The following is a 25,385-nucleotide window of genomic DNA, read 5'->3' on the forward strand; positions in this document are numbered from 1 at the left end:
TCAAAAGAAGGGTTGCGACAGTTGTGTCGTAACCCTTCTTTTGACTATTCCGTAGATGAAAATAGATGCCGGAGTTTATCCGAGCCTTTGTCGCACTTTTTAATTATTCTGCTACTAACTTTCCGCCGCCATTTAGACTGTATGTCTTGCCATTCAACCATGAGTTTTCACTGTTACTTTTATCGTAATAAACATTGTGCCCATTTGACTTGATGTTCTTTAAATGTGCCTTGCTTGACTTGAGTACCGTCACGTGTGACGTTCCGGTTACATTCCAAGTGGAAGATCCGTCAATGGTGAGGCTAACAGTGCCAGACGTCTTTGTCTTGTTAATGTTGCCGGTCAGTTCACTACCGTTTTTCAATAACAGCTTGAGTGAACTTCCTTTATTGACCTGAACGTTCCCTTTAAGGGTTTGGTTATTGGCATTAAATGTTAATTTACCACCGTTCTTACCACTTGTTCCCCAGCGGTCACTGGCCAATCTGATTAGTGTATTTGATGCATTGCTTAACTTAACGTTTGTCAAAGAAACCTTAGCATCCGTATTAGTCACATAGAATAATGCACCGGTATTGTTGGTTGTTCCTTTTGCCCCGGCCTTAACCTTTGAAGTCAGTGATCCATTTGTCATGGTAAATGAAGCAGTTCCTGTTTCTGCGTCACCTGATTGACTCTGATACAACATCACACCATTATTCTTTGATCCGGTTAATGTTGAATCATTGACCGTGATATTGTTGTCCCCTTCAATAACGGCTGCTTCAGCTCCAGAAGCGACACCATCGATGTTGCTTGCCGAAATATTTCCGGTTGAATACAAAATTGGTGAGCCATCTCCCGAAGTTCTTAAAGTTCCCTTATTGATTGAAACTGTTCCACCGCCACGATCGGTTGCAACTGATGCTGAATGACTGCCTTGTGTGGAAATATTCGTATCAGTTGCGGTTACAGTTCCCTTTAAAGTGGCATCCAAGCCACGAGAAGAACTCTTGCTGGTTTTAATGTTGGAAGACGAAACCGTAACTTTGGCGTTGCTTCCACTTGCAAATATTGCATTGGCACCAACAGCATCAGTTGTTTCATTCAGGCCGGAAATTGTGGCTGAGCTATTTTTAGTGACCAATACACCAGCATTTTGGCCAAAGAAGTTACTATTGTCGGCGCTGGTGGTATCACCGGTTTTAGAAACAGTGGTGTTTTCCGAGGTCAAGTTCCCGCCATCATGAACATAGATTGCTGACTGGTTAGCTGTCGTGCTGTTAACCTGATTTGAAGAAACCGTTTGGGTTGAACTGACACTTAACTGACCACTTCTTTTGGCATCAGATTCCGAACTCTGACCAGGCGCAGAACCTGTTGGCTTTTTCCCAGGTTTTGAAGTCGGCTTAGACTTCTTCGTAGTTGATGTTGCGGCATAAGCCGTAGATTGACTCACGATTTCGGATGAGATGGTTCCAAGTAGTGCGGTGCTGATCAAGATTGTTGAGAGTAATTTGATTGGTTTATTCATTAATTGTGACCCCTTTAATTATTTTGATTCTTCATAGAATAGTCGTTATGTCATAAATGAAGCTTAAAATTGCAAATTTATAATTAAATTGTTTGAATGAATCACTCAAAGTCCTTCATATCGTCTATATGTATAGAAAAACCACCCAAACCGTTCGGCTGAGTGGTTATTTTGTCGATTGTATAGAATTTACCACGGGCTGCCAAGATCAACACCGCAAACTCAGTTCCTGACATAATGTCCCTCCGCTAAAACAATCACACTACCCGACCTCATGGGGGCTCTTTTCACCATTCAAAATCGTGACCACATCATTTAACGCAATTTCAATCATGTTTTGAACCGCTACTTCAGTATAAAAGCCAATGTGTGGGGTGACGTTAACGTTTGGCATTGCCAGTAACTTCTTTAAGCTGTCGTTATCAATTTCTTGGCCGGTCAAATCCTGACCCACAATGGTATTTTCACCTTCAAATGTATCAATAGCTGCAGCTGCAATCTCTTTATTTTCAAGCGCAGCAACCAACGCCGGAGTATCGACAACCGGTCCCCGTGAGGCATTGATGAAAATCGCTGACGACTTCATTTCTTTTAAAACGGCCGCATTAATCATGTGCTGGGTTTCATCGGTCAACGGCGTGTGCATGGTAACAATGTCTGCGGTTTTGAAAACTGTTTCGTGGTCCACGTAGGTCAACGTGTCGTTTAACTCTGGTCGATGAATCGGATCCGCCGCAATTACAGTGGCACCGAGTGCTCGGAAGATTCGGGCAACCGCGCTGCCGATTTTGCCGGCGCCAATAATGCCAACCGTTAAGGTGTGAATTTCCCGAGCTTCAACGCCTTTCCAACTGAAGTCGCCATGTTTTTCACGTTCGCCGACTTCGCCGATGTGACGCAGAAGCCCCATGACGTCAGCCAAAACAAGCTCACTGACTGATCGTGGTGAATAAGCCGGCACGTTGGTCACCACCAAGTCGTTTTTCTTGGCTTGGTCAAAATCAATGATTTCATAGCCGGTAATCCGCAACGTAATCTGCTTGATACCAAATGAATGGAGCTTTTCATAAATTGCTGGGTCGGCGACAGGCCCGTGTTGCTGGATGACAATGCCATCGTATCCCTTGGCAAGGTCAACGGTTTCTGCGTTCAGCGGTACTGAATTGGTATCGACTTGAATGCCATTTTTTTCAACCCAGGCATCAAGTGGGGTTTGTTCGTCTGGTCGAACGTTATACATTAATATTTTCAAGATAACTCAAGCTCCCTTTATTTGACTGACTTTTGATCAACGTATGTTTGAATGCGGCTGACAGCTGTTTGGATGGTGTCTTCACTAGCTGCGTAACTGATTCGAACGTAGCCTTCACCACCCGGCAGGAAGTATGAGCCCGGAATCAACGCCACTTTGGCTTCCTTAGCCAAGTCGTAACAGAATTCTTCACTATTTTGGTTCAAGCCGTCAGGAATCTTGGCAAAGACATAGAAGGCGCCATTTGGATTCGGGCAGCTAAAGCCGGCTTTTTCCAGCCCTGCTACCAACAAGTCGCGGCGTTTCATGTATTCTTCCTTCATTGGTAACGCATCGTCCATGCCATTCTTGAAGGCTTCTTCGGCTGCGGCTTGGGCGTTGGTCGTTAACGAGGTGATGGTAAACTCGCTGACCTTGGCCACCTCGTTGATAATATCTTCAGGCCCACAAATCATGCCGACTCTCCAGCCAGTCATCGCGTGAGACTTGGAAACCCCGTTCATGACAAGGGTTTGTTCCGGCAGAATGGTCCCCATCGAAACGTGGGCGCCGTCGTAGGTTAATTCGCTGTAAATTTCATCGCTCAAACAAATAATGTCGTGCTTGGAAATGACGTCTGCCAATTTTTGGAGGTCATCTTTGTGGTAGGTCACACCAGTTGGGTTGTTAGGGAAGTTCAGGATAACTGCCTTAACAGTATCCTTGTTAGCTTCAATGGCAGCCGACAATTTTTCGGGTGATAACACAAAACCGTTATCTGATGTGTCGACAAAAATCGGTTTGGCGCCAGCTAGCATCAGAATTGGGACGTATAGTGGGAAAATCGGTGTTGGCACGATGACCGTGTCACCGGGATTAATCATCGCGGTTAAAGCCGAGTAGATCGCACCAGTCGCACCTTCTGTCATGATCACCTGGGTGGCAGGATCGTAATTCAAGCCGTACTTGGTGTTCAAGAAATGAGCGGCCGCTTTGCGTAACCCATCCGTTCCCCGTGAATTCGTGTAGTGGCTTTCATTGTCTTCAATCGCATTAATTGCGGCCTGCTTCACGTGCTCCGGGGTGTTGAAGTCCGGCTCGCCCAGCGTTAATTTAACAATGTCTGGAATCGCTGAAATCTTCTGGTTGAAAGTTAAAATTGCTGCTGGGGTTAACGCTGCCACCCGTTTGTTCATTTTATCTGATAATTTGCTCATACTGTTTTCCTCCTAAAAATAGGGTCCTCAAAGTCAAGGGACTGACTGTGAGGACCCACCATTGGTATTATCCCGCACAGTCAATTGCAGTGATCTGTGCGGCCTTTAATTTGCATTACGAAATGCTTTTGGCTTATCCACAGATCACACTCGGAAAAACCAAAAGTAATATCGACAACTATTCATTTGGATGTTTAAATTACCGCTCATAATTAAAAACTCCTTAGAATATGTTAAACACATGATAACGTTTTTAATCTTGTGAATCAAGGGCTATTTTGTCATGGCTTGATTCCCAGGTGAAAAGCTGCAGCGCCAAAAGTAAAGGTACGGTAGTGGACGTCAGTCAGGCCGGCATCTTGAAACATCTCCACTAATTTTCCGGCAGACACGAATTCTGCGGTAGTTCGCTGCAGGTAATGGTATTGCTGGTACTTGTTAACGGTCAGCTTTGCCATAATCGGCACCAGGTTAAAATAAGCCTGCCAGCCCAACTTGATGATCGGATTCGTGGGCTTGGACGTTTCCAGGCAGGCCACTTGACCCCGAGCGTGGACAACCCGGCTCATTTCATGCAGGACGCGGTCGGCATCGGGCACGTTTCTCAAGCCAAAGCCAATCGTGGCAACATCAAAATAATTATCGGCATACGGCAGATTCATTGCATCCCCCTTCACCAACGTCACCCGATCCGAAAGACCGGCCGCCCGAACTTTTTGATCGGCAATTTTGAGCATTTCCTCACTAAAATCAAGCCCGACAACCTGACCGGATGGCCCAACTGCCTTGGCAAGGGCGATCGTCCAGTCCCCCGTTCCACAACAGACGTCAATCGCAAAGCTGCCGGGACGGACATTGAGTTGTTTCATCACCAATTTTCGCCAGTGCTTGTGATTGCCCAAGCTGATCAGTGAATTCATTTCATCATAGTTGGCGGCGATTTGGTTAAATAAAGATTCAACCTTTGCTTCCGGGGTTTTGTTTGTCAGACTCATTTTCCTGCTCCTTTGTTATAATAAGTTATGTTTTTGAAATTATTTTAGATTAATTTGGAGGTCAAGATGAGTTTATCAACTTTTACAGAGCTCGTCGAGTTGAGGGCCAAAGCCGCAAGCATTTTCCCATTCTTCACGGGACTTTTCTTCAGCTGGTACCTGCTGGACTCGGTCAACGGACTTTACGCCACACTCTTTTTTATCGCAATGTTGTTATTCAACATGACCGTGGATACGTTGGACAATTATAACGACTACATGCATTCCAACGAGGAAAAATGGAAAACCGGTACCAATATCATCGGTCGAGAACATATCTCGTTGAACCTGATTCGCACGATGATCGTGGTGATGGTCGTGCCATCCGCTTTGATTGGCATCTTTTTAGTCTTTAAAGTGGGCTTGCCACTGCTATGGATGGGCTTAATCTGTTTTGCCATCGGAATTATGTATTCGTCGGGTCCGCACCCGATTTCCAGTACCCCATACGGCGAAGTCGCATCCGGATTTGCCATGGGCATTATGATTACGCTGATTTCAGTATACGTCAACTCCTACCAGCTGTTCACGTGGAACGCGCCTTTACTGTTACGAATTCTGCTGGCATCGTCCCCGTTATTCTTCTGGATCGCCAATATCATGTTGGCCAACAACATTTGCGATGACCAGGAAGACGAGGTCAATCACCGTTGGACAATCGTTCACTACATTGGCGTTAAAAATTCATTGCTCATGTTCAATGCTGCCAACGTGCTGGCGGTTCTCTTAGTCTTTTACGCCATGTATGTCGGCGTCTTCCCGCTGGCCTTATTTTCAATCTTGTTAGCTGTCCCACTGATTATCAAACAATCACTGATTTTCAACCACGAACAAATTAAAACCAAAACATTTGTCTGCGCGGTTCAAATCATGATTTTTGGCTCACTCAGCTTGTGTATCGGCTTCTTGGGTTATTGGGTCTATACGCTGTTCATGCACTAATCAATCAGGTGATCGCTGTCCTTATTAAACCGGGCACCGATGAAGACAATCATCAATACGACAATGACCATCTGAAGTGCCGGGACGTATACCAACGCCACAACCGTCACAATGCCTTGAAGCAGATCCAATTTCCAATTTGCAATATATCGATAAATGACCATCGACCGAATTGCCGCTGCGGCTTTTGGTTGGTGGTCTTTTTCGTTTGCCTTGACCAGTTGATAGGACAGGAAAAAATACGCGGCCGTCCAAGAGGCAAAGACAATAAAATAAAAAATTTCAGGCCCCTGCTCATTTAGTCCTCGCCCAACCCAGGCAGTCGCCACCGGAACAAACGACGTGGTAAACAGCCACATATTATTCGCCCAGTAAACCCTTCGAGAAATCCACCGGGTTTTGGCAAACATATAGTGGTGGTTATACCAAGCCACCCCAATGAATAAGTAGCCAATCGCGTAAGATATCAGATAAGGAATTTGAGAATAAATCGCACTAAACTGGAATGATTCCGGCGTTTTGAACTCCAGGATCATAATGGTCAAAATAATTGCCAAAATTGCGTCTGTAAAAGCTTCGAGTCGTCCTTTTTTCATATGATCACCTCATCGGTTGATACTTCTAATATATACTAAATCGGGCCTTGAAACGGACAAAAGCCCCTCCAATTTTGGAGAGGCTTCGATATTGATAAGAAAAGCGGTGTTATTCTACCGCAAAATCCTTTGCTTTTGATTCTTCGAACTTTTCGTTAATGATAGTTGCACAGTTTTGCAGTTTATCTAATTCTTCATCTGTTAAGTCAAGTTGCAGCTGTTGGACAATACCGTCACGACCGACAATGGCCGGATATGACAGGTAGGCACCAAGTTCTTCACGATAGTTTGATACCGGCAGTTCAGTTCTGGCATCGTTTAAGACGACGTCGGCCAACCGGACAGCCGCACTGGCAATCGCATAATTTGTGTAGCCTTTGCCACGGAAGACAACGAAGCCACCCATTCGGGCATCCTCATCAATTTTATCAAGATCAATGCCTTCCTTGTCAGCTAATTCCGTGATCGGCTTACCCAAGACCCGAACCGTTGACCAGGCAGTAAATTGGGAGTTTCCGTGCTCGCCTAAGTTGTAACCAGATACTGAACGAGGATCAATATGTAATTTTTTTGCCACCGCCCGTTTCATCCGTGATGAATCAAGCAAGGTTCCAGTTCCGATAACATGGTTCTTGGGAAGACCCGTCACTGCTTGATAAATTGACGTGATCGCGTCAACTGGGTTGGTAATGACGATTAAAATCCCGTTAAAGCCGCTATCTTTGATTTTGCCAGCAACTGCAGCGGCTGCCTTTTGTGTAAACGGATATTCAATAAACCGGTCGTTGCTTGGATTATCGCGTTGCAGCTGAAGTTTGCCAACTGCTGAAATCACAATATCTGCATCCGCCAGTTCGCTGTAATCGTTCACGGCAATGTTAGTATGCGTTGGCAAGTTGGCCATTGCATCTTCAAAATCCAGCGCATCGGCTTTAACCTTTTTCTCATTTACATCAATTAATACCAAGTCGTCAGCAAACCCACCCGATACAATATAGTGAGCAACCGTAGATCCTACACTACCCATTCCAATAACACCAATTTTTCTTGTCATTCAATCACCTCAAAAATTTTTAATGGTAACAGCATAACACATTGAGAGGTGAGTTCAACAGTAAATTTTAATTTTATGAGACTTTTCTAAGACAACGTATTCCTCCAAATTTCATCCGTTAGATAAGGTAATGCCTGAAGCCGTTGCTGAACTTCCCTGAGCCGATATGTCAACATCCGGTTAAACGATCGCCGAAAATCCTTGCCATTTGTGGCGTAATCCGTCCCCTCGAATCGGGAAATTCCGCTATTATCCCGATAGTCAATGGCCACGTCCCGCATCAGCCACTCATGACTTTTCATGTAGCGCATGATGGCGGCTGGGGTTCTGACACTTAACAAAATCCGGGTGAGAAATTGCTGGTCTTCCGCATGCGTCTGGTAGTATTCCGCTTCCCGAGCTGAAATATAATTGGTGTCTGCGACGATTAATTGATTATCCAGCAATGCTTGATACTTATCATAAACAGCCAGTTCACGGGTCTGTTCCGGATTTGTATAGATAATTCGACTCAATTCGTATTCCTGATGCGCGTTCAGTTCCTGAATGACCTGTTGCTTGGTACCAGCCTCGCCGCCCATTTGGACGCGGAAATTATTCATAATCAGTGGCATGTCCAAGGTTAGATCAAGCTGTGACACTTGTGGGTGAACCATGATTGGCAAAACTCGCTCTACCAACAAAGTAATGAGCGGTTCAGCCATTAAATTCAAAAACCGGTTCGGCTGAATTGAGAGGGTCACCGTCAAATCGTGGTGCGGACTGCTTAAAGCCGGCTTGCTTGAAAGTGAAAAGTATTTGCTGACGGTGTACCCGAACCCCAGTGGATTGCGAACGACATACTGAGTGGCGTCGAACAACTGATAGTCGTCATATAAAATAATGCTTTGGTAGTCATCTTTACCAACGACTGGTGTCGTACCGTTTCGTTGCTTTTGTGGGAAAGCTTCCACAAAGCCCTGCAGCTTGAGATATTGCTGCTGGCTCATGGTACTGGTTATCTTGACGGTATCAACTTCAAATTCCAGCTGCTTCATTGGATAATCAATTTGTCGACGGGAGAATAAATCGGTCATTTTCTCCTGGTAGGAATGATTTAATGCGTGATAGGCTTCTGAGTGATAGCCGTTTGCTTTGAAAATATCTTCGTCGTTTTCCAAAATTTGTGGCTCCAATCGTCATTATTGGCTCAATTTTAAGCCGAATCTGCCACCCGGTCAAACTCGAATTTATTTTAGTGGCAACGTTGACAAAGGTGTTTTTTCGCGTTAAAATACAAGTATATTAACAATTCGAGTTAGATAAATTGATTAAAGCCTTCAGTTCTTAATTGCTGGGGGTTATTTTTTTGCCCCAAATGCGATCGGCAATGATTGAATGCTGTTAAAATAATAATCAAGTTGCTAACACTTCATTTCTGAAATTGGGATACTGATCCTAAATCTTTGTAAAGGCAGGTATTCATTATGCGATACACGATTACTGGCGCAACGGGCCATCTTGGCAGTGCGATCACGGAACAGTTACTGACTCAAACAGATGGTCATCAGATTCGCTTAGCGGTTCACACCGTTCAAAAAGCCGCTAAATTTCAAGATTCAGGGGTTGAAATTGTCCCAATCGACTTTTTTGACGAATCCAGCCTGATCAAGGCTTTTAGTGATACTGACGTCTTAATTTACGTTCCCAGCAAGAGCGACCAGGCCTTTGCGCGGGTAACCGAACTTGAACACGTCATTAACGCTGCAGAAAGGGCACGCGTCCACCATTTGTTATCAATGGGATTTATTGCCGATCAGGTCAATAACCCGTTTGCGCTCAGTCCGTTTTACGGGTACTTGCCACGCCGTTTAGCTGGCTCAGGTTTATCATACACGATCATTCGCAACGCGTTGTACGCCGATCCATTGAAGCCGTACCTTCCTGAACTCATTGAGCGGCATAATGTCATCTACCCTGTTGGTGATCAAGCCTTAACGTTTATCACTTTAGCTGACAGTGCCAAGGCGTTTGCCAAGGTTGCCGTCACACCGAAGCTTCTCAAAAATCACCAAATTTACACATTAACTCAGTCGCGAAACTACACAATGCCACAACTCGCAGCCCTGCTGTCAGAGGCATCCCACGCGCAAATTGGTTATTCCCCGGTTACATTGGCTGAATTTGAGGCAATGTATAACCAAGACGGAGAAGGCCACATGCTGGCATCGATGTATGCTGGTGGTGCACTTGGCTTACTGAATGAAGTTTCAGACGATTATCAAACCATCATGGGACATCCGGCGACGCCATTAGCTGAATTTATGGCGGAAAACTAATTATCTGGTCTCAATCAAAAAGGTTGACGTAAAATTTTTGCGTCAACCTTTTTGATTACCCTTATTTAATTTTCCATTGATTCTTTAAATTTCGTTTTAATGTAGTCTGCTGAAATCTGCAACTTTTTCTTTTCTTCATCAGTTAACTGAAGTTGAACCTGCTCGATGATTCCATCGCGGCCAACAACAGCTGGATATGACAAGTAAGTTCCCAGCTCTTCTCGATAGTTGGAAACAGCCAGTTCAGTATGCGCATCACTCATAACCGTGTTGGCAAGTCTAACTGCTGCGGTTGCAACGCCATAGTTGGTATATTTCTTACCATGGAAGACGTTAAAGCCACCTTCTCTGGCTGCTTTATCCAATGCATCAAGATCCAAGCCACGTTCTTCGGCAATTTCTGTGATTGGTTGACTCAAGACTCTAACAGTCGACCAAGCGGTGAATTGAGAGTTTCCGTGTTCGCCAAGGTTAAAGCCTTCAACTGAACGCGGATCCAAATTTAATTTCTTGGCAACTGCCCGTTTCATTCGTGATGAGTCCAACAACGTTCCGGTCCCAATGACGTGTTTCTTAGGCAGGCCGGTAATTTGTTGGTAAATGGACGTGATGACATCCACCGGATTCGTGATGGCCACAATGATCCCATTGAAGCCGGAGTCTTTGATCTTTTGAGCAACTGATTTAACCGCTTTACTGGTAAATGGCAGTTCAGCGAACCGATCATCGTTTGGATTGTCTTGCAGCTTGATGTTTCCAAGTGCCGAGATAATGACGTCAGCATCCTTTAATGCCGAGTAGTCATTTACCGTGATGTTGGTGTGGACGGGTAGGTTGGCCATTGCGTCTTCAAAGTCAATTGCATCAGCGTTGACTTTGTCTTCGTTGATATCAATTAATACCAAATCATCCGCATAGCCGTTTGCAACAATGTAATGTGCAGCGGTTGAGCCAACGTGCCCCATTCCGATAACACCAATTTTTCTTGTCATGTTTATCACCTCAAAAGTTTTTGTTGAGAAAAGTGTACCATGATAACCGGCTAAACGGTGAGAAACTTCTCATTTTATGACAATTTTTTAAGCCTTAATTAACAATATTACTGTAATTGGCCACTATTTATACCTAACCCGTACGAATTCCGAAGTACAAATCCACCATCCCAATTAAAAATAAAATGAGAACAACCACAAGTAACATGACAATGAAGCCAACACTGAAGTTCTTTAATTTGTAAGAACCGTCCATGACCCCTTTGTAAGCCTTTCGCCCCACATAAACCACACCAACTATGATGGCAATTAGTATGACCCATGAAATAACCACATAAATCAAATCAGGAACGTTCAAAATTGAACCCATCGTAATCTCCCCCCCTATAAATATGTTATAACATAGGTTAACTATTAACAGAATAGGCATATTTAAAAAGTGACGCAAAGGCGCCGGCTGCGTTTCTGATGTCACAAAAAGATCCAGCTAGAAACTAAAATGATCAATTTCTAACTGGATCGAATTTTTGATTTTTTGATTCAACTTAGGGTTCGCTTACTTCATATAAGCATACTTATAACTCCACTGAGTGCCAGCAGTGTTATGAATAACGCCCTTCACACTTGGTTTTTGCAGGTAAGAAGTTACCTGTTGATACAGTGGGGTCATGCCTTGGTCAGCGTTAAATAATTTCGCTGCTTTGACCAAATCATTCCAACGTTTGTCCGCATTGTTGGCATCCCGATTCTGCGCTTGTTTGATCAACTTGTCATACGCAGGGTTACTGTACTTGCCGCTGTTGTATGCCGTGCCGGTCTCTGGAATCTGCAGGAACGAGATTGGGTCGTTGAAATCAGCTCCCCATCCTGATAACGACAGGTCAAAGTCACCCTTCAGGACTTCTTGGTTGGCAACTTGTCCCGGCACGTTTCTAATGTTGAGTTTGAATCCCGGTAAATCCTGTTGCAACTCCGACTTCATATACTGAGTAATCGGGTTGCTGGTTGGGTCATCGTTTGAAGCCGTAATCGTCAAGGTGACGTTCTTGGTTCCCAACGCTTTCAATCCCTTTTGCCAATGCTGCTTAGCCAACTTGACATTGTAGTCCACGGTGTTTGGCACCGCCTGTTGTTTCGCAAAATCAACGCCAGTCTTTGGATCCTTGGCCAATCCCGATGCCACAAACCCAGTTGGCGTGTCCGAGCCGTCTCCCAAGACTTTCTTGGTCAGCTGCTGGCGGTCAATGGCTAACGAAATGGCGAGGCGAATGTCCTTGTTGCTCATCGCCTTACGTTTTGTCTGGTTGGCATCTTTAAAGTTGTACTTCAAGTATCCAACGTAAGAGTATGGGTACTGCTGGAATTCTTTATTGCCCTTATAATGCTTAACCTGTTCGTTTGACAGTGGGGTTAAATCAAGCTTGCCTTGCTGATACAGTTCGAGTCCGGTCGTTGGGCTGCTAACAACTGTGTATTTGATTTTGCTTAATTTGACAACCTTCTTATCCCAATACTGATTGTTCTTAACAAACTGCCACTTGTTGCCGGTTCCGTTCCAATTTTGAATCTTAAACGGTCCCGAGTAGACCATGTATTTGGAGTTAGTGCCGTACTTCTTACCGTATTTGTCGACCACCTTTTGATTCTGGGGGCCAAATAATGGATAGGCCATCAGGACCTTGAAGTAAGCGATCGGCTTGTCCAATTGAATCTGGACGGTCTTGCTGTTAAGGGCCTTGATGCCGATTTTATCCGGTGATAATTTACCGGCATTCACTTGATCGGCGTTCTTGATCCCGCTAAATAAATAAGCGTAAGTCGACTTGGTCTTTGGCGCCAACGTTCGTCGCCATGAATAGACAAAGTCTTGGGCCGTAATCTTGTCACCGTTACTCCACTTGGCATTTCTCAAGGTAAATGTCCACGTCTTACCGTCTTTTGAAACTTTGCCGCTCTTGGCCAAGCCCGGGGTGGTCTTGCCATCCTTTCCCAGGCGATAAAAACTTTCAAAGACATTACCGGTCTGCCCATAACCAGTCGCTTTGGAAATGTCAATTGTGTCCAGTGGTGCTGTGGTGCTGAGGTTTAACGTTTGTTTTTGACTACTGGTTTTGGTGGCTGACTTGCCGCAGGCGGCTAATGTCACAACCAGCACGGCAGCAAGTGTTAATAATAACAGGGATCTGAGTTTTCGCATGAATCATTCCTCCAAGAATTAAATTAGTTCATTTTCACTTCAATCAGCATCTGACTACACGAACACATATGACCGCCACCTTTAAAATATTTTTTAATGAAAGAGTTGTTTTGAACAAATAAAAAGTGCCCTCGTTCAGTGATTAACACTGAAACGAGGGCACTTTAGCCATTCAATGAGAGATGTGTCTATGTAAGTTAGACTCTTCTCCACAAATCGAATGTTTGACCAAAGAAGCCACGATCAGCGCTAACCTGAGCTTGACACATTGAACAGCACATGAAGTTAACAGCTGATGTTTGCATGAAATGGCTTCCTCCTCTTTCGATAGTTGTTGGCATTAATATAAATGATTCAAATTCGTTTGTCAAACAATTACTAAAATTGATCACTCACAACCCGGTTATAGTAGCGCAAATAATAAGCACTGGTGGCTGGGTCATAGGTAATCTTCGTCACGCTGGTATTGTCGGGTTCTTCAATGACCATCATGTTGTCCGGACGGCCAATCGCCGCTAAAACCGCCGCCTTAATCGTAAACCCGTGGGTAACGAGAATTAACTTCTGGTCGGCGTACTGCCGCGACATATCTGACATCAAATCAGCCACCCGATCAATCACATGCTCAAAGGTTTCTCCGGCAGCGGTGGGGGCATAACTTGGGAGAACGTCATTCAACGTGTGGTCAAACAGTTCGGGGTACTTGCTTATCAAATCAGCGTTTTTTTGGCCATCCCATTTACCGTATGAGATCTCGAGTAACCGTTTGTCATAAGTTACCGGAAGGTTTGCACTTTGATTAAGGGTGTCTGCGGTATCCTTAGTCCTTTGCAGCGGGCTTGCAATAATTCTGTCCGCAAACGAAATATCGAAACCTTTCCGCAAACTTTCCGCTTGTTTCTTTCCGGTTTCCGAAAGATATGTAATCTCGGTATTAATGGTCCCCTGCTTTAATCCAGCCGCATTAGCCGCCGTTTGGCCGTGTCGGACAAAGTAAAAATCAGTCATGTAAGTTCCTCCCAATAAGCAGTTTATCCATTGAATTTACCATGTTATTTATGCACTTGCAAACACCATCGTGTAAAAATATTCAAAATGGGTGTTGCTTTTATCTGTGAGTTCTGTTAGATTTTAGTTATAAGAAATGGAGGGCGTTCACATGAACAATCAATTAGCTGACTTAACAACAACTAAATCATCCTCCTGGTCTACAGTCACATCTATGTAGGCCATCTTTTGATGCATGTATTCAACAAAGGGCCTTACATGGATGAATGAATGATTTTCATCACTGTGAGACCGCTAAAACGAAAGTTAGAAGCTCTCACGGTGCCGGCTGTGGGGGCTTTTTAATTTATATAAAGGGGTTTTGGTAATGACTGTATATAATTTTGCGGCGGGTCCGGCAACGCTTCCTGATCCGGTCATCAAACAAATTCAAGAAGAACTGCCATCAATTAACGGCAGTGGTATGAGCATCATGGAGATTTCCCACCGCTCCGCTTTATTCGACGATATCATCAACGCAGCGGAACAGGATGTCCGAGAGCTGATGCATGTGCCTGACAACTACCACGTTTTATTCTTCCAAGGCGGTGGGACTGGTCAATTTGCGGCCGTTCCAATGAACCTTGCCACTAACCACCATAAAATTGCCTTACTGGATAGTGGCCACTGGGCAACCAAAGCAGGCGATGAGGCAACTAATTTAGGCTATCAGGTCGACGTTTTGGCTTCCACCAAGGACCAGCACTACCAAGCACTGCCACATGCTAACACCCCTATCTCCGCACAGGATTATGACTACCTGCACATTACCACTAACAATACGATCGAGGGCACGGCCTACCATGAGCTGCCTGAACACGGTGACGTCACGTTAGTCGGTGACTTATCTTCCAATTTTATGGCAGAAAACTATAACGTCAGCGATTTTGGTTTGATTTTTGGCGGTGTTCAAAAAAACTTGGGGCCAGCCGGAGTTACGCTCGTCATTGTCAGAGATGACCTGGTTAAACCAGGTGAACATATTCCAAGTATCCTCAATTACAATTTATTCGTTAAAAAGAACTCGATGTACAACACGCCACCCGTCTTCAATATTTACGCAACCGGCTTAGTTTTAAAGTGGTTAAAAGAACAAGGCGGGATCGAAGGAATTGAGCAGGTTAATCGACAAAAGGCAGCTCTGTTGTACGACTTCTTAGATGACTCCAAGTTATTTGCCAACCACATCAAGCCAAGCGACCGTTCACTCACCAACGTGCCATTTACCACTGGTGACGCTGCAGTCGACAAGGAGGCCATTACTGCCGCCACAGACGCTGGTTTAATGAACCTCAAGGGTCACAGAAGCGTCGGTGGACTGCGGGCCAGCCTGTACAACGCCATGCCGTTAGCGGGTGTCCAGGCACTGGTTGATTTCTTACACAACTTTGAAAAACAACATTAGGGGGAACTTAAAATGTATCAAGTAAAAACATATAATGCCATTGCCCAAGCCGGATTAGACCGGTTCTCCGATAATTATCAAATTAACAAAACAGACGAGGCCGACGCTTACTTAATTCGTTCGGTCAATCTCCATGATCAACCATTTCCCAAGTCTTTAAAGGTCATCGCCAGAGCTGGGGCCGGATTTAACAACATTCCGCTCGAACAGGCAACTGAAAATGGAACCGCCGTCTTTAACACGCCCGGAAGTAATGCAAACGCCGTTAAAGAACTGATCATCGCGCTGCTGGTGGCTTCATCCCGGAACTTATTTGCGGCTGCTGACTACGCTGCTCATAATAGTGGCGCTGACATTTCGCTGCGAACCGAAAAGGATAAAACCAAGTTCAAGGGAACCGAACTGACCGGCCGCACGTTGGCTGTCATTGGCGTCGGCCACGTTGGCTCACTGGTGGCCAATGCTGCCAGCGCCCTGGGCATGAAGGTCATTGGTTACGACCCATATTTGTCGGCTGATGCCGCTTGGCATATTTCAACCACCATCACTCGGGCTAACACCCTCGGCGAAGCCCTGCAGCAAGCCGACTACGTGACTGTCCACGTGCCAAAGAACGAAGAAACAACCGGCCTGATTGGCGCTGAACAGATGGCGATTATGAAGGATGGCGTCAAGTTGTTCAACTACTCTCGAGACGGAATTGTGGATAATGAAGCGGCCGTTGAATATCTGGACGCCAGAAAAATTCGTACCTACTATACTGATTTTGGTGAAAATATTCTCTTGGATCGAGAAGACGTTGTCGTTACCCCGCACATTGGCGGATCAACCCTGGAAGCTGAAGCCAATGGCGCAACTCAAGGGGCTAACACCATTATGACGTATCTTGAAACCGGAAATATCCAGAACTCAGTCAACCTCCCCAATCTCCAAGTACCGTTTAATACGCCATACCGACTGACACTGATTCATAAGAACATTCCAAACATGGTCGGCCAGATTGCCACCTTGTTGGCGGATGCGGGTATTAACATCGAAAGCATGAGCAATGCCGCTCGAAAAGACGTCGCCTATACGATCGTTGACCTGGATAATTTAAATAACGAAGAAGAACATGCCCTAGTGGAGCGGCTTGGAAAGATTGACGCTGTGTTCAGGGTCCGGGTGCTGAAAAAATAATCTTAATTGCTAACATGGGTTTGATTATCTGAAAATTCACTTTCAAATCCAAATGTGCTACACTATTAATAACTTGATATTCGACTGCCACCGGGCAGCAACAACAGGTACTTTTTGCAATTCCGTTAGGTCATAGAAGGAATTGTAAGGGGTACCCTTTTTCTTTAGGAGGACTTTTTATGAATTGGATATTTTTGATTATTGCGGGCATTTTTGAGGTGGTCTGGGCAACGGCAATGAAATACAGCCATGGATTTACCAACTTAACCCCATCGATTATCACAATTGTCGGAATGTTAATCAGTTTTTTCTTGCTGGCACACGCCACCAAAACACTCCCATTGAGCATCGCCTACCCTGTTTGGACAGGAATCGGGGCAGTCGGAACCGTCATTGCCGGAATTATTTTATTTGGCGACAAAGTGTCACCAATTACTTGGGGATTTGTGATCCTTTTGTTAGTTAGTATTGTAGGAATTAAAATCACCAGTTAAGCATGCTTGGTTTATCAAAATCTACGACTATAATCATTTTTGATACGTTCAATATAAGGAGATAATACATTGTTTAAAACATGGCACCAACCCGGAAAGGTCCTCGACCGCAAGAATGTCTACACCGGCCGAGTCTTTGCCGTCGATCAGCTGCATATTCAAACACCGGATGGCTTAACCATCGAACGGGACTTGATCAAAACCGACCCCACCATCACCATTCTGGCCATGACGGAAGATGAACGAGTTGTCATGAGCAGTGAGTATCGAGCCGGCGTTAACAGCGACTCGGTCTCGCTGCCGGCAGGAATTGTCAATTCTGGTGAAACCAGCGAGCAGGCAGCCGCACGTGAATTACGTGAGGAAACTGGCTACGTTGCCAAATCGGTCACCAAGATGACCCGCATCACCTCTTCAGAAGGTTTCATGGATCAATTTGCCGACCTGATGCTAATCAAATTTGACCCGACCGAACGGGTTTCACGTCACTTCGATCAAGACGAGTTTGTCAACAGTGAGCTCGTCCCCCTGAAACAAGTCCTCACCTGGATTCGGGAAGGGAAAGTCAACACCGCTCAGGCAGTTTCTTCAATTGGCTACTACATGATGTTTCTCAAATAAAATAAAGCTGCAGTCCACCGAGTTAGGAGTCTCGATGAACTGCAGCTTTGTTTTTTTCTTATTTTTTGTAGACGATTTCGCCATCAACTAAGGTCATCACAGTATCCCCATACACAGTTTCGCCTGTAAATGGTGAATTCTTACCTTTTGATAAATAGTCGCTTTCTTTGATTTCATGTTCATCTTTCAAATCAAAGATCGCAATATCTGCTGGCTGACCAACTTCTAAGCGACCGGCGTTGTTCATTTTAAAAACTGATGCCGGTTTATTGGTCATCCAGTCGATCAACTGTTCCAAAGTGAACCGACCGGTCTTGACAAATCTGGTGTACAGCATGCTAAAGGCGGTTTCACTGCCCGTGATTCCAAAGGCCGCCGTGCTAATTGATTGGTCCTTATCCGCCTTGGTGTGGGGCGCATGATCCGTGGCAATCATATCAATGGTGCCATCCAGCAGTCCATTAATAAGTGCCTGGCGATCATCCTCACCACGCAATGGTGGGTTCATTTTATAAAGTGCATTGTCTTCTTTAATATTGGCATCCGATAACAGCAAATGATGTGGCGACACTTCGGCAGTCACGTGGATGCCAGCTTGTTTCGCAGCTCGAATCACGTTAACTGTGTGCTTGGATGACGCGTGGCAAACATGGTAGTGAACGCCGGTTGCTTCAGCGAGAATCACATCTCTGGCAACCTGGGCAGTCTCACTAACCCAAGGCATTTCTTTCATCCCCAAGCGCGTGGCTGCTCCACCGTTCAAAACACCACCATAAGTCAGGTCGTCATCTTGAACGTGTTCGACAATCGCCATATCAAGTTCAGCTGCCTGCTGCATTGCCTCATACATTGTGCTGCTTTTTTGAATTCCGTTGCCATCGTTGCTAAATGCGAAGGCGCCGGCATCCTTTAAAGCTTTAAAATCAACTAATTCATCACCGCCACGATTGGTCGTAATGGTCGCATATTGTTTGATATGAATCACGCCATCAGTTTGGTTCAATTTAATTAAAGCTTCCATATTATTAACAGAGTCTGGTGCCGGGGTCACATTTGGCATCGCACAAACAGTGGTAAAGCCACCGTGTGCAGCTGCCAGACTCCCAGTTTTGATGGTTTCTTTTTGTTCCTGACCGGGTTGTCGATAGTGGACATGCACATCGATCAAGCCAGCACTGACAAAGTTTCCTTTGGCGTCAAGGATTTCATCAACCCCATCCCTGGTGATTTCAGAGGCAATCTTTGAAACCTTTCCATCTTCAATTAACACATCGCGTTTAACTAATTGACCATGTTCTAACAGTTGACCGTTGGCAATTATGCGTTTCATCAGTTGAAAGTCTCCTCGCTATTAATATTCTTCCTTAATAAGTCCACGGTTTCGAAGCATGCTGGTCATGATTGCCATGCGAACGAAGACGCCGTTAGCCATTTGTGGGAAAATCCGTGATTTGTCGCATTCAACCAATTCGTCAGCGATTTCAACGCCGCGGTTAACGGGAGCTGGATGCATGATAATTGAATGTTCAGGCATTCTTGATTCGCGTTCTTGAGTTAATCCATATTGTGCGTGGTATTTTTCAGCTGAGAACGTACCGTTTTCGTCATCAGCAATTCGTTCGTGTTGTACTCGGAGGAACATCATAACGTCCATGCGTTCAACCAAGTCGTCGATTGGCATCCATTCGCCATACTTGGCAAATTCTTCTGTGTACCACTTCTTAGGACCGCCGAAGAAGACGTGGGCGCCTAACATGGTCAATACTTCCATGTTTGAACGGGCAACCCGTGAATGGGTCAAGTCACCGACGATGGCAACGTTTAATCCTTCAAAATGACCAAACTCTTCATATATAGTCATCATATCCAGCAATGATTGTGATGGGTGTTGGCCTGATCCGTCACCACCGTTGGCAATTCCAACGTGGACATTTGGATCAGCGATTAAGTCTTTATAATATTCGTTCTTCTTATCACGGATGGCAACCAGATCAACACCAATAGCTTGGAAAGTCTTGACGGTGTCGCCCATTGATTCACCCTTGTTTAATGAACTGTTGGATGGGTCAAAGTTCACAACTTGAAGGCCTAATTTACGTTCTGCCATTTCAAAGCTGGTGTGGGTTCTGGTACTACTTTCAAAGAAAAGGTTGGCAGCATATACTGGCCGGGTTAACTCAATTTGCTTGCCTGCTTTGAAATCCTGTGCTTCATGGATAAATGATAAAACGTCTTCGGCTGAAAGGTCTTCCATACTTACAACATTTTCAAAACTTACCGGTTTAGTAATCTGCATCATTGTGATTTCCTCCTAATATTAAAAGCGCCTTGCCGTGTTCGCAAAGCGCTCCTTATGTGTTGGAACCACAATCCAGGACGTTTTGCTCTCACGGGAACAGTTAAATCGTCAATAAGAATGAGTTGATATGTAACAAAAAACCTCTTCACCGCGTTCGGTAAAGAGGTTTGAGTTTGCCCTGAGTCTCCTCAAGAGTCGCCATACCTTCTTAACCTCACGGGGTTAATGTTAAAGGTTCTGTTTGATTACTTAGAATCATATGCTATTTTCAATCAAAAAACAAGTCTAATTTAAAAAATATTTTTAAAAATGTGTTTTTATCCAAATTTGCGCATATCTGTTTTGATGATGATTAACTTATCTATAAGGACGGCATTTCAGCCCTATTAATATAATTTAATAAATATTCATATTTATTATAAAGCGTACATATTTATCCGAATATTGGAGAATTCTGCATAAAATCACTTGACAAGTGGGCCAAAAACTTCTATCTTAAATATTCAAAAGCGTTAACTGTAAATGTCACGACGTTGTTAGGACTATTTGAGGAGGTTCGGACATGAAAAAATATTTAACTTTAGAAAACGGAGATGTCTTCGTCGGTGAAGCCTGTGGTGATTTGGGCGCCGAGATCGATGGTGAGCTCGTCTTCACCACCAGCATGACCGGATATCAGGAAACATTGACGGATCCGTCGTACAAGAAGCAAATTATCACCTTCACATACCCACTTATCGGCAACTACGGCATCTCACTTGGGACCAATCAATCAGACACGGTCCAAGCCGCAGCCGTTGTTGTTAAAGAATTAACCGATCAAGTATTTCACTATCAAAGCGTCATCAGCCTCGATGCTTTCTTAAAGCAGTCCAAGGTTCCAGCAATCAGCGGGATTGACACCCGACAGTTAACCAAGATTATTCGCCGCTACGGTACAATGAAAGCCAGCCTGACTAACCAACCAATCGTCAAGGCCGAACCAGAGCACCAAACATCCATTATCAAATCAGCAACATTGTCCGCAGGCGACGCCAAAGATGTTGAACACGTTGTGGTCGTTGACTTCGGTGTTAAAGATAACATCGTCAAGTCACTACAACGCCCAGGAGTTGACGTGACCGTTGTCACCCCCGACTCCACATTTGAAGATATCGCTGCACTCCATCCAACCGGCATTTTGTTATCAAATGGCCCTGGTGATCCAACCGACTACGAAGACTTTGTCCCAGTCATCCAGAAGCTCCAAGATAACTATCCGCTGTTTGGTATTTGCTTAGGCCATCAGCTTTTGGCACTGGCTAATGGCGCAACTACTTACAAGATGACGTTTGGTCACCGTGGGATTAACCATCCGGTTAAAAATATCATCACGGGAGACATCTACATCACTTCTCAAAACCATGGCTATGCCGTCGACATTGACTCCGTCAAAGATACCCCACTGGAAGTCACCGCCATTGAAGTCAACGACCAGACGTGCGAGGGCTTGCGCTATCCCGGACGCCCAGTATTTTCAGTTCAGTATCACCCGGAAGCAGCTCCTGGCCCACACGAAGCAACCAAGCTGTTCACCGACTTTATCGAAATGATGCACGTAAACGGAGGGGTTCACTAATGCCAAAAAGAGAAGATATTAAAAAAGTTTTGATCATCGGCTCAGGTCCAATTGTCATCGGCCAAGCTGCTGAATTTGACTACGCCGGAAGCCAAGCCTGCTTGAGTCTCCGTGAAGAAGGCTACTCAGTCATTTTGGTCAACTCCAACCCTGCAACGATCATGACGGATGACGAAATTGCCGACAAGATTTACCTGGAGCCATTAACCGTTCCAAGCTTAAAGAAAATTATCGAAAAAGAACATCCAGACGCAATCTTGCCAACCCTAGGTGGCCAAACCGGCTTGAACTTAGCTGTTGAATTGAGCAAGGACGGCATTTTGGATAAATTGGGAATTGAATTATTAGGGACAAGTCTGCAAACCATCAACGAAGCAGAGGACCGTGAAAAATTCAAGGACCTGATGCAGGAACTCCACCAACCAATTCCAGATTCAAAAACAGTCTATGACCTCCAAGATGGCCTCGACTTCGCCCACCAGATCGACTACCCGGTTATTATTCGTCCAGCCTACACGCTGGGAGGAACCGGTGGCGGAATCGCGCATAACGACGATGAAATGAAGACCATTTTGAACCGTGGCCTAACCATGTCACCATCGACTGAATGCTTGATCGAAAAGAGCATCGCAGGCTACAAAGAAATCGAATTTGAAGTCATGCGTGACCATCATGGCAGCTCGATTATCGTGACTGGGATGGAGAACTTTGACCCAGTCGGTATCCACACTGGCGATTCCATCGTCTTCGCGCCAACCCAAACCTTAACTGATAAGGAGTATCAACGTCTGCGTGACGCATCCTTGACCATTGTCAACGCCCTTAAAATCGAGGGTGGCTGCAACGTCCAATTGGCACAAGATCCAAACAGCGAAGCCTACTACGTCATCGAAGTCAATCCACGGGTCAGCCGTTCTTCAGCATTAGCCTCAAAAGCAACTGGTTACCCAATTGCCAAGATTGCGGCTAAAATTGCCATTGGACTAAATCTTGATGAAATCATGAATCCAATAACGCAAACCACGTTCGCGATGTTTGAACCAGCTTTAGATTACGTCGTTGCAAAGATTCCACGCTTTGCCTTTGATAAATTCACAAACGCAGATCGCAAACTGGGAACCCAGATGAAGGCGACCGGGGAAGTCATGGCAATCGGCAGTACTATTGAAGAATCGCTGTTGAAAGCCGTTCAATCGTTAGAGCTTGACCAACAAGCGCAAACCGACCTGATTCCGACTTATACGCGCGATATGTCTATGGGCGACCTGTTGGAAAAGATCAAAACACCCACCGATTATCGTCTGTTTGAAATTTTTGCCGCAATTGGTAAAGGTGCCACGATTCAACAAATTAACCGTTCGACGCAAATTGATTTGTATTTCTTATCCAAATTAGAAAATATCCTCAAGATGCAGCAACAGATGACCGACGGCCTGCTTAGCGCCGACATGGTTTTAAAAGCCCGTAAGTTGGGCTTTAACAACACCATGATCAAAGCCATTCATCACGCTACTGACGATGAATTAGTTAAGTTAGACCAAATGGAAGATCAACACTTGGTTTACAAGATGGTCGATACCTGTGCTGCCGAATTCGAAAGCACAACGCCTTACTACTACAGTACTGTTGGCAACGAGAATGAGAGTAAGCCTCTGGGCAACAGCATCGTCGTGATCGGTGCCGGCCCAATCAGAATCGGCCAAGGCGTCGAGTTCGACTATGCGACCGTTCACTGCGTCAAAGCCATTCAAGCAGCTGGATACAATGCCATTATTATCAATAACAATCCAGAAACCGTTTCAACTGATTTCTCGATTTCAGACAAGCTCTACTTCGAACCACTCACGATTGACAGTGTCATGAACATCATCAACTTGGAACAGCCAATCGGCGTCATCGTTGAATTTGGCGGTCAAACTGCCATTAACCTGACCGAAGCGTTAACCAAACATGGTGTTTCAATTCTCGGGACTTCTCTTCACGGCATCGAACAGACCGAAGACCGTCACCAGTTTGAAGACCTGTTAATTGATCAAAATATCGCCCACCCTAAAGGCGACACTGCCACCAGTGCACCGGAATCCCTTGAAATTGCCAATAAGCTGGGCTACCCAGTCCTCGTACGTCCAAGCTTTGTTCTCGGCGGTAAAGGTATGGCGGTTGTTCACAACGATGATGAGTTAAATGAATACCTCATCCCCGCCCTTAAAAACAGTCACGGTGAACCAATCCTGATCGACCAATACATCCCTGGAACTGAATGTGAAGTTGATATCCTAAGCGACGGCAATGAAGTTTTCGTCCCAGGTATCATGGAACATCTCGAGGGCGCCGGGATTCATTCAGGCGACTCGATTGCGATGTATCCGCCTCAGACGTTGACGGATGACCAGAAAGAAAAAATCGTTGCCATCGCTACCAAGATTGGCAAACAGGTTCACGCAGTCGGCATGATGAACATTCAGTTTATTGTCGCAGACGAGGTCTACGTCATCGAAGTCAACCCACGGGCATCTCGAACCGTGCCGTTCATGAGTAAGATTGCCAAACTGCATTTGGCACAATTGGCAACGCAGTTAATCTTAGGCAAATCACTTGATGAAATTGGCCTGAAACCTGGTTTGCATCCAGAACCCGCTAAAGTTTACGTGAAAGCCCCAGTCTTCTCGTTTGCTAAGATACCTGGTGCGCCAACAGCATTAAGCCCAGAAATGAAGTCAACCGGAGAAGACATCGGCTCTGGCGACAGCTTACAGGTAGCTTTACACAACGCCCTATTTGACAGTTACCACATTGACACCAACAATTTAAGCGGCGACGTCTTATTATCAGAATTTGACGCCAACAACGCCAGCTTGGTTGGCCAACTTAAAGGAAGCGGGTTTGGAATACAAACCTACCACGAAAATATGGACTGGCCGGATGACCTCGCCTTTGTCCTGAGTTCAGAAGACGAAACGTCCGATCAAAAGCAGTTGGTTGCCAATGCCTTAAGTCATCAAGTACCCGTATTTACCGCACAGGACACGGTGATGGGTGTGTTTCAGCCACAACTGATTAAATAACTTGATTTAGAAATGACAAAGCACCTTCGGAGAATTCAACTCCGAAAGTGCTTTTTTGATTTGGTCATCATTTACCAAGTCGAATCACTTGCCCTCCCTTTTCAAACGCGGTTCAATGAACGTGAATAAAATATTGTTGATGAGTCTTAGGGAGGTAATGACATGTTAGACGTTATCAAATCATTGGATCGATTAACTTGGAACACCCAACACCATTTTGCCCACATCGAGGCGCAGCACGACTTCATCCGGGCTTGGGCAATTCAGTTTGAACTGGGCTACACCGACGTTCGAGTTGTTCAAATGGCTTTGCAATTAGACGGCAAGCACCATGATTTGCTGGTTAAATTCACTGCAGCCTACGACAAAGTATACGATTATGAGTATGCCTTTGTAGCCGGCGGTTTGGAAGGCTTCAACGAGAAGTATGGTGACAAAATTGAAGATTACCGCGCTGCAGCCAATGAATTCCTTGGTTTAATTGATCAGGTCCGTGAATTAAATGGCAAGTAATCCAATATCGAAGCACATGGTATACCTTACATTTGCCTTACTAACTTTTT

Annotated in this window: 23 protein-coding genes; 9 read left to right on the plus strand and 14 right to left on the minus strand. The window is 45.0% G+C overall.

The window, feature by feature from the left end; translation table 11 throughout:
* Positions 1–103: 103 nt before the first annotated feature.
* From FC51_RS09845 to FC51_RS09860, 5 genes are all read right to left on the minus strand, one after another.
* Entirely contained in the window at positions 104–1,513 is a 1,410-nt protein-coding gene (locus FC51_RS09845; protein ID WP_057910219.1) for an autotransporter outer membrane beta-barrel domain-containing protein, read from the minus strand.
* A 101-nt stretch (positions 1,514–1,614) separates the two neighbouring features.
* Entirely contained in the window at positions 1,615–1,749 is a 135-nt protein-coding gene (locus FC51_RS12660) for a hypothetical protein (protein WP_260154702.1), read from the minus strand.
* 26 nt (positions 1,750–1,775) lie between these two features.
* The gene (locus tag FC51_RS09850) at positions 1,776–2,768 is read right to left on the minus strand and encodes a D-2-hydroxyacid dehydrogenase (RefSeq protein ID WP_171031861.1); all 993 of its coding nucleotides are present in this window, start codon (positions 2,766–2,768) and stop codon (positions 1,776–1,778) included.
* Positions 2,769–2,782: 14 nt separating this feature from the next.
* A complete protein-coding gene (locus FC51_RS09855; RefSeq protein WP_057910217.1) occupies positions 2,783–3,961 on the minus strand; it encodes an aminotransferase class I/II-fold pyridoxal phosphate-dependent enzyme in 1,179 nt (392 codons plus the stop codon).
* Between the two features lie 281 nt (positions 3,962–4,242).
* A complete protein-coding gene (locus tag FC51_RS09860; protein ID WP_057910216.1) occupies positions 4,243–4,956 on the minus strand; it encodes a demethylmenaquinone methyltransferase in 714 nt (237 codons plus the stop codon).
* Positions 4,957–5,022: 66 nt separating this feature from the next.
* Between FC51_RS09860 and FC51_RS09865 the strand changes: the two genes are divergently transcribed.
* Entirely contained in the window at positions 5,023–5,937 is a 915-nt protein-coding gene (locus tag FC51_RS09865; protein ID WP_057910215.1) for a 1,4-dihydroxy-2-naphthoate polyprenyltransferase, read from the plus strand.
* Here FC51_RS09865 and FC51_RS09870 read toward each other — a convergent pair.
* The 3 genes from FC51_RS09870 to FC51_RS09880 all read right to left on the minus strand — a co-directional run bounded on the left by FC51_RS09870 (position 5,934) and on the right by FC51_RS09880 (position 8,747).
* The gene (locus FC51_RS09870; RefSeq protein WP_057910214.1) at positions 5,934–6,533 is read right to left on the minus strand and encodes a TMEM175 family protein; all 600 of its coding nucleotides are present in this window, start codon (positions 6,531–6,533) and stop codon (positions 5,934–5,936) included. The genes FC51_RS09865 and FC51_RS09870 overlap by 4 nt on opposite strands.
* 109 nt (positions 6,534–6,642) lie before the next feature.
* Positions 6,643–7,587, minus strand: a complete 945-nt coding sequence (locus FC51_RS09875; RefSeq protein ID WP_057910213.1) for an L-lactate dehydrogenase — start codon at positions 7,585–7,587, stop codon at positions 6,643–6,645.
* A gap of 86 nt (positions 7,588–7,673) precedes the next feature.
* Entirely contained in the window at positions 7,674–8,747 is a 1,074-nt protein-coding gene (locus tag FC51_RS09880; RefSeq protein WP_057910212.1) for a hypothetical protein, read from the minus strand.
* Positions 8,748–9,053: 306 nt separating this feature from the next.
* On the opposite strand from FC51_RS09880, the gene FC51_RS09885 reads away from it, so the two are divergent.
* Positions 9,054–9,905 (plus strand): SDR family oxidoreductase, encoded by an 852-nt coding sequence (locus FC51_RS09885; protein ID WP_057910211.1) that lies wholly within the window; start codon positions 9,054–9,056, stop codon positions 9,903–9,905.
* A 65-nt stretch (positions 9,906–9,970) separates the two neighbouring features.
* Here FC51_RS09885 and FC51_RS09890 read toward each other — a convergent pair whose 3' ends face one another.
* The 4 genes from FC51_RS09890 to FC51_RS09905 form a co-directional block, all read right to left on the minus strand.
* Positions 9,971–10,897: an L-lactate dehydrogenase gene (locus FC51_RS09890; RefSeq protein WP_057910210.1), complete on the minus strand. Its 927-nt coding sequence runs from the start codon at positions 10,895–10,897 to the stop codon at positions 9,971–9,973.
* 133 nt (positions 10,898–11,030) lie between these two features.
* Entirely contained in the window at positions 11,031–11,267 is a 237-nt protein-coding gene (locus FC51_RS09895) for a hypothetical protein (RefSeq protein ID WP_057910209.1), read from the minus strand.
* Positions 11,268–11,453: 186 nt separating this feature from the next.
* Positions 11,454–13,094: a peptide ABC transporter substrate-binding protein gene (locus FC51_RS09900; protein WP_057910208.1), complete on the minus strand. Its 1,641-nt coding sequence runs from the start codon at positions 13,092–13,094 to the stop codon at positions 11,454–11,456.
* A 378-nt stretch (positions 13,095–13,472) separates the two neighbouring features.
* Positions 13,473–14,102, minus strand: a complete 630-nt coding sequence (locus tag FC51_RS09905; RefSeq protein ID WP_057910207.1) for a histidine phosphatase family protein — start codon at positions 14,100–14,102, stop codon at positions 13,473–13,475.
* Positions 14,103–14,469: 367 nt separating this feature from the next.
* On the opposite strand from FC51_RS09905, the gene serC reads away from it, so the two are divergent.
* From serC to FC51_RS09925, 4 genes are all read left to right on the plus strand, one after another.
* Entirely contained in the window at positions 14,470–15,546 is a 1,077-nt protein-coding gene (gene serC, locus FC51_RS09910; RefSeq protein ID WP_057911292.1) for a 3-phosphoserine/phosphohydroxythreonine transaminase, read from the plus strand.
* A 12-nt stretch (positions 15,547–15,558) separates the two neighbouring features.
* Complete coding sequence (locus FC51_RS09915) at positions 15,559–16,725, plus strand: phosphoglycerate dehydrogenase (RefSeq protein WP_057910205.1); 1,167 nt, start codon at positions 15,559–15,561, stop codon at positions 16,723–16,725.
* A 179-nt stretch (positions 16,726–16,904) separates the two neighbouring features.
* Entirely contained in the window at positions 16,905–17,219 is a 315-nt protein-coding gene (locus FC51_RS09920; protein ID WP_057910204.1) for a DMT family transporter, read from the plus strand.
* A gap of 69 nt (positions 17,220–17,288) precedes the next feature.
* On the plus strand, positions 17,289–17,840 hold the full coding sequence (locus FC51_RS09925; RefSeq protein ID WP_057910203.1) for an NUDIX hydrolase: 552 nt from the start codon (positions 17,289–17,291) through the stop codon (positions 17,838–17,840).
* A gap of 58 nt (positions 17,841–17,898) precedes the next feature.
* On the opposite strand, the gene FC51_RS09930 is transcribed toward FC51_RS09925, so the two are convergent.
* Both FC51_RS09930 and FC51_RS09935 read right to left on the minus strand, forming a co-directional pair.
* Positions 17,899–19,170 (minus strand): dihydroorotase, encoded by a 1,272-nt coding sequence (locus tag FC51_RS09930; protein WP_057910202.1) that lies wholly within the window; start codon positions 19,168–19,170, stop codon positions 17,899–17,901.
* Between the two features lie 21 nt (positions 19,171–19,191).
* Positions 19,192–20,139 carry an aspartate carbamoyltransferase catalytic subunit gene (locus tag FC51_RS09935; protein WP_057910201.1) on the minus strand — a complete coding sequence of 316 codons (948 nt, stop codon included), beginning with the start codon at positions 20,137–20,139 and terminating at the stop codon, positions 19,192–19,194.
* Between the two features lie 562 nt (positions 20,140–20,701).
* Here FC51_RS09935 and FC51_RS09940 point away from each other — a divergent pair.
* The 3 genes from FC51_RS09940 (at position 20,702) to FC51_RS09950 (ending at position 25,335) form a co-directional block, all read left to right on the plus strand.
* Positions 20,702–21,757: a carbamoyl phosphate synthase small subunit gene (locus FC51_RS09940; RefSeq protein WP_057910200.1), complete on the plus strand. Its 1,056-nt coding sequence runs from the start codon at positions 20,702–20,704 to the stop codon at positions 21,755–21,757.
* Positions 21,757–24,822 (plus strand): carbamoyl-phosphate synthase large subunit, encoded by a 3,066-nt coding sequence (carB, locus tag FC51_RS09945; protein WP_057911293.1) that lies wholly within the window; start codon positions 21,757–21,759, stop codon positions 24,820–24,822. The genes FC51_RS09940 and carB overlap by 1 nt, the downstream gene beginning before the upstream one ends.
* A 162-nt stretch (positions 24,823–24,984) precedes the next feature.
* Positions 24,985–25,335: a hypothetical protein gene (locus FC51_RS09950; protein ID WP_057910198.1), complete on the plus strand. Its 351-nt coding sequence runs from the start codon at positions 24,985–24,987 to the stop codon at positions 25,333–25,335.
* The last annotated feature ends 50 nt before the right edge of the window (positions 25,336–25,385 follow it).

Origin of the sequence: Lentilactobacillus parabuchneri DSM 5707 = NBRC 107865 (assembly GCF_001435315.1) — a bacterium.
Lineage (GTDB): Bacteria > Bacillota > Bacilli > Lactobacillales > Lactobacillaceae > Lentilactobacillus > Lentilactobacillus parabuchneri.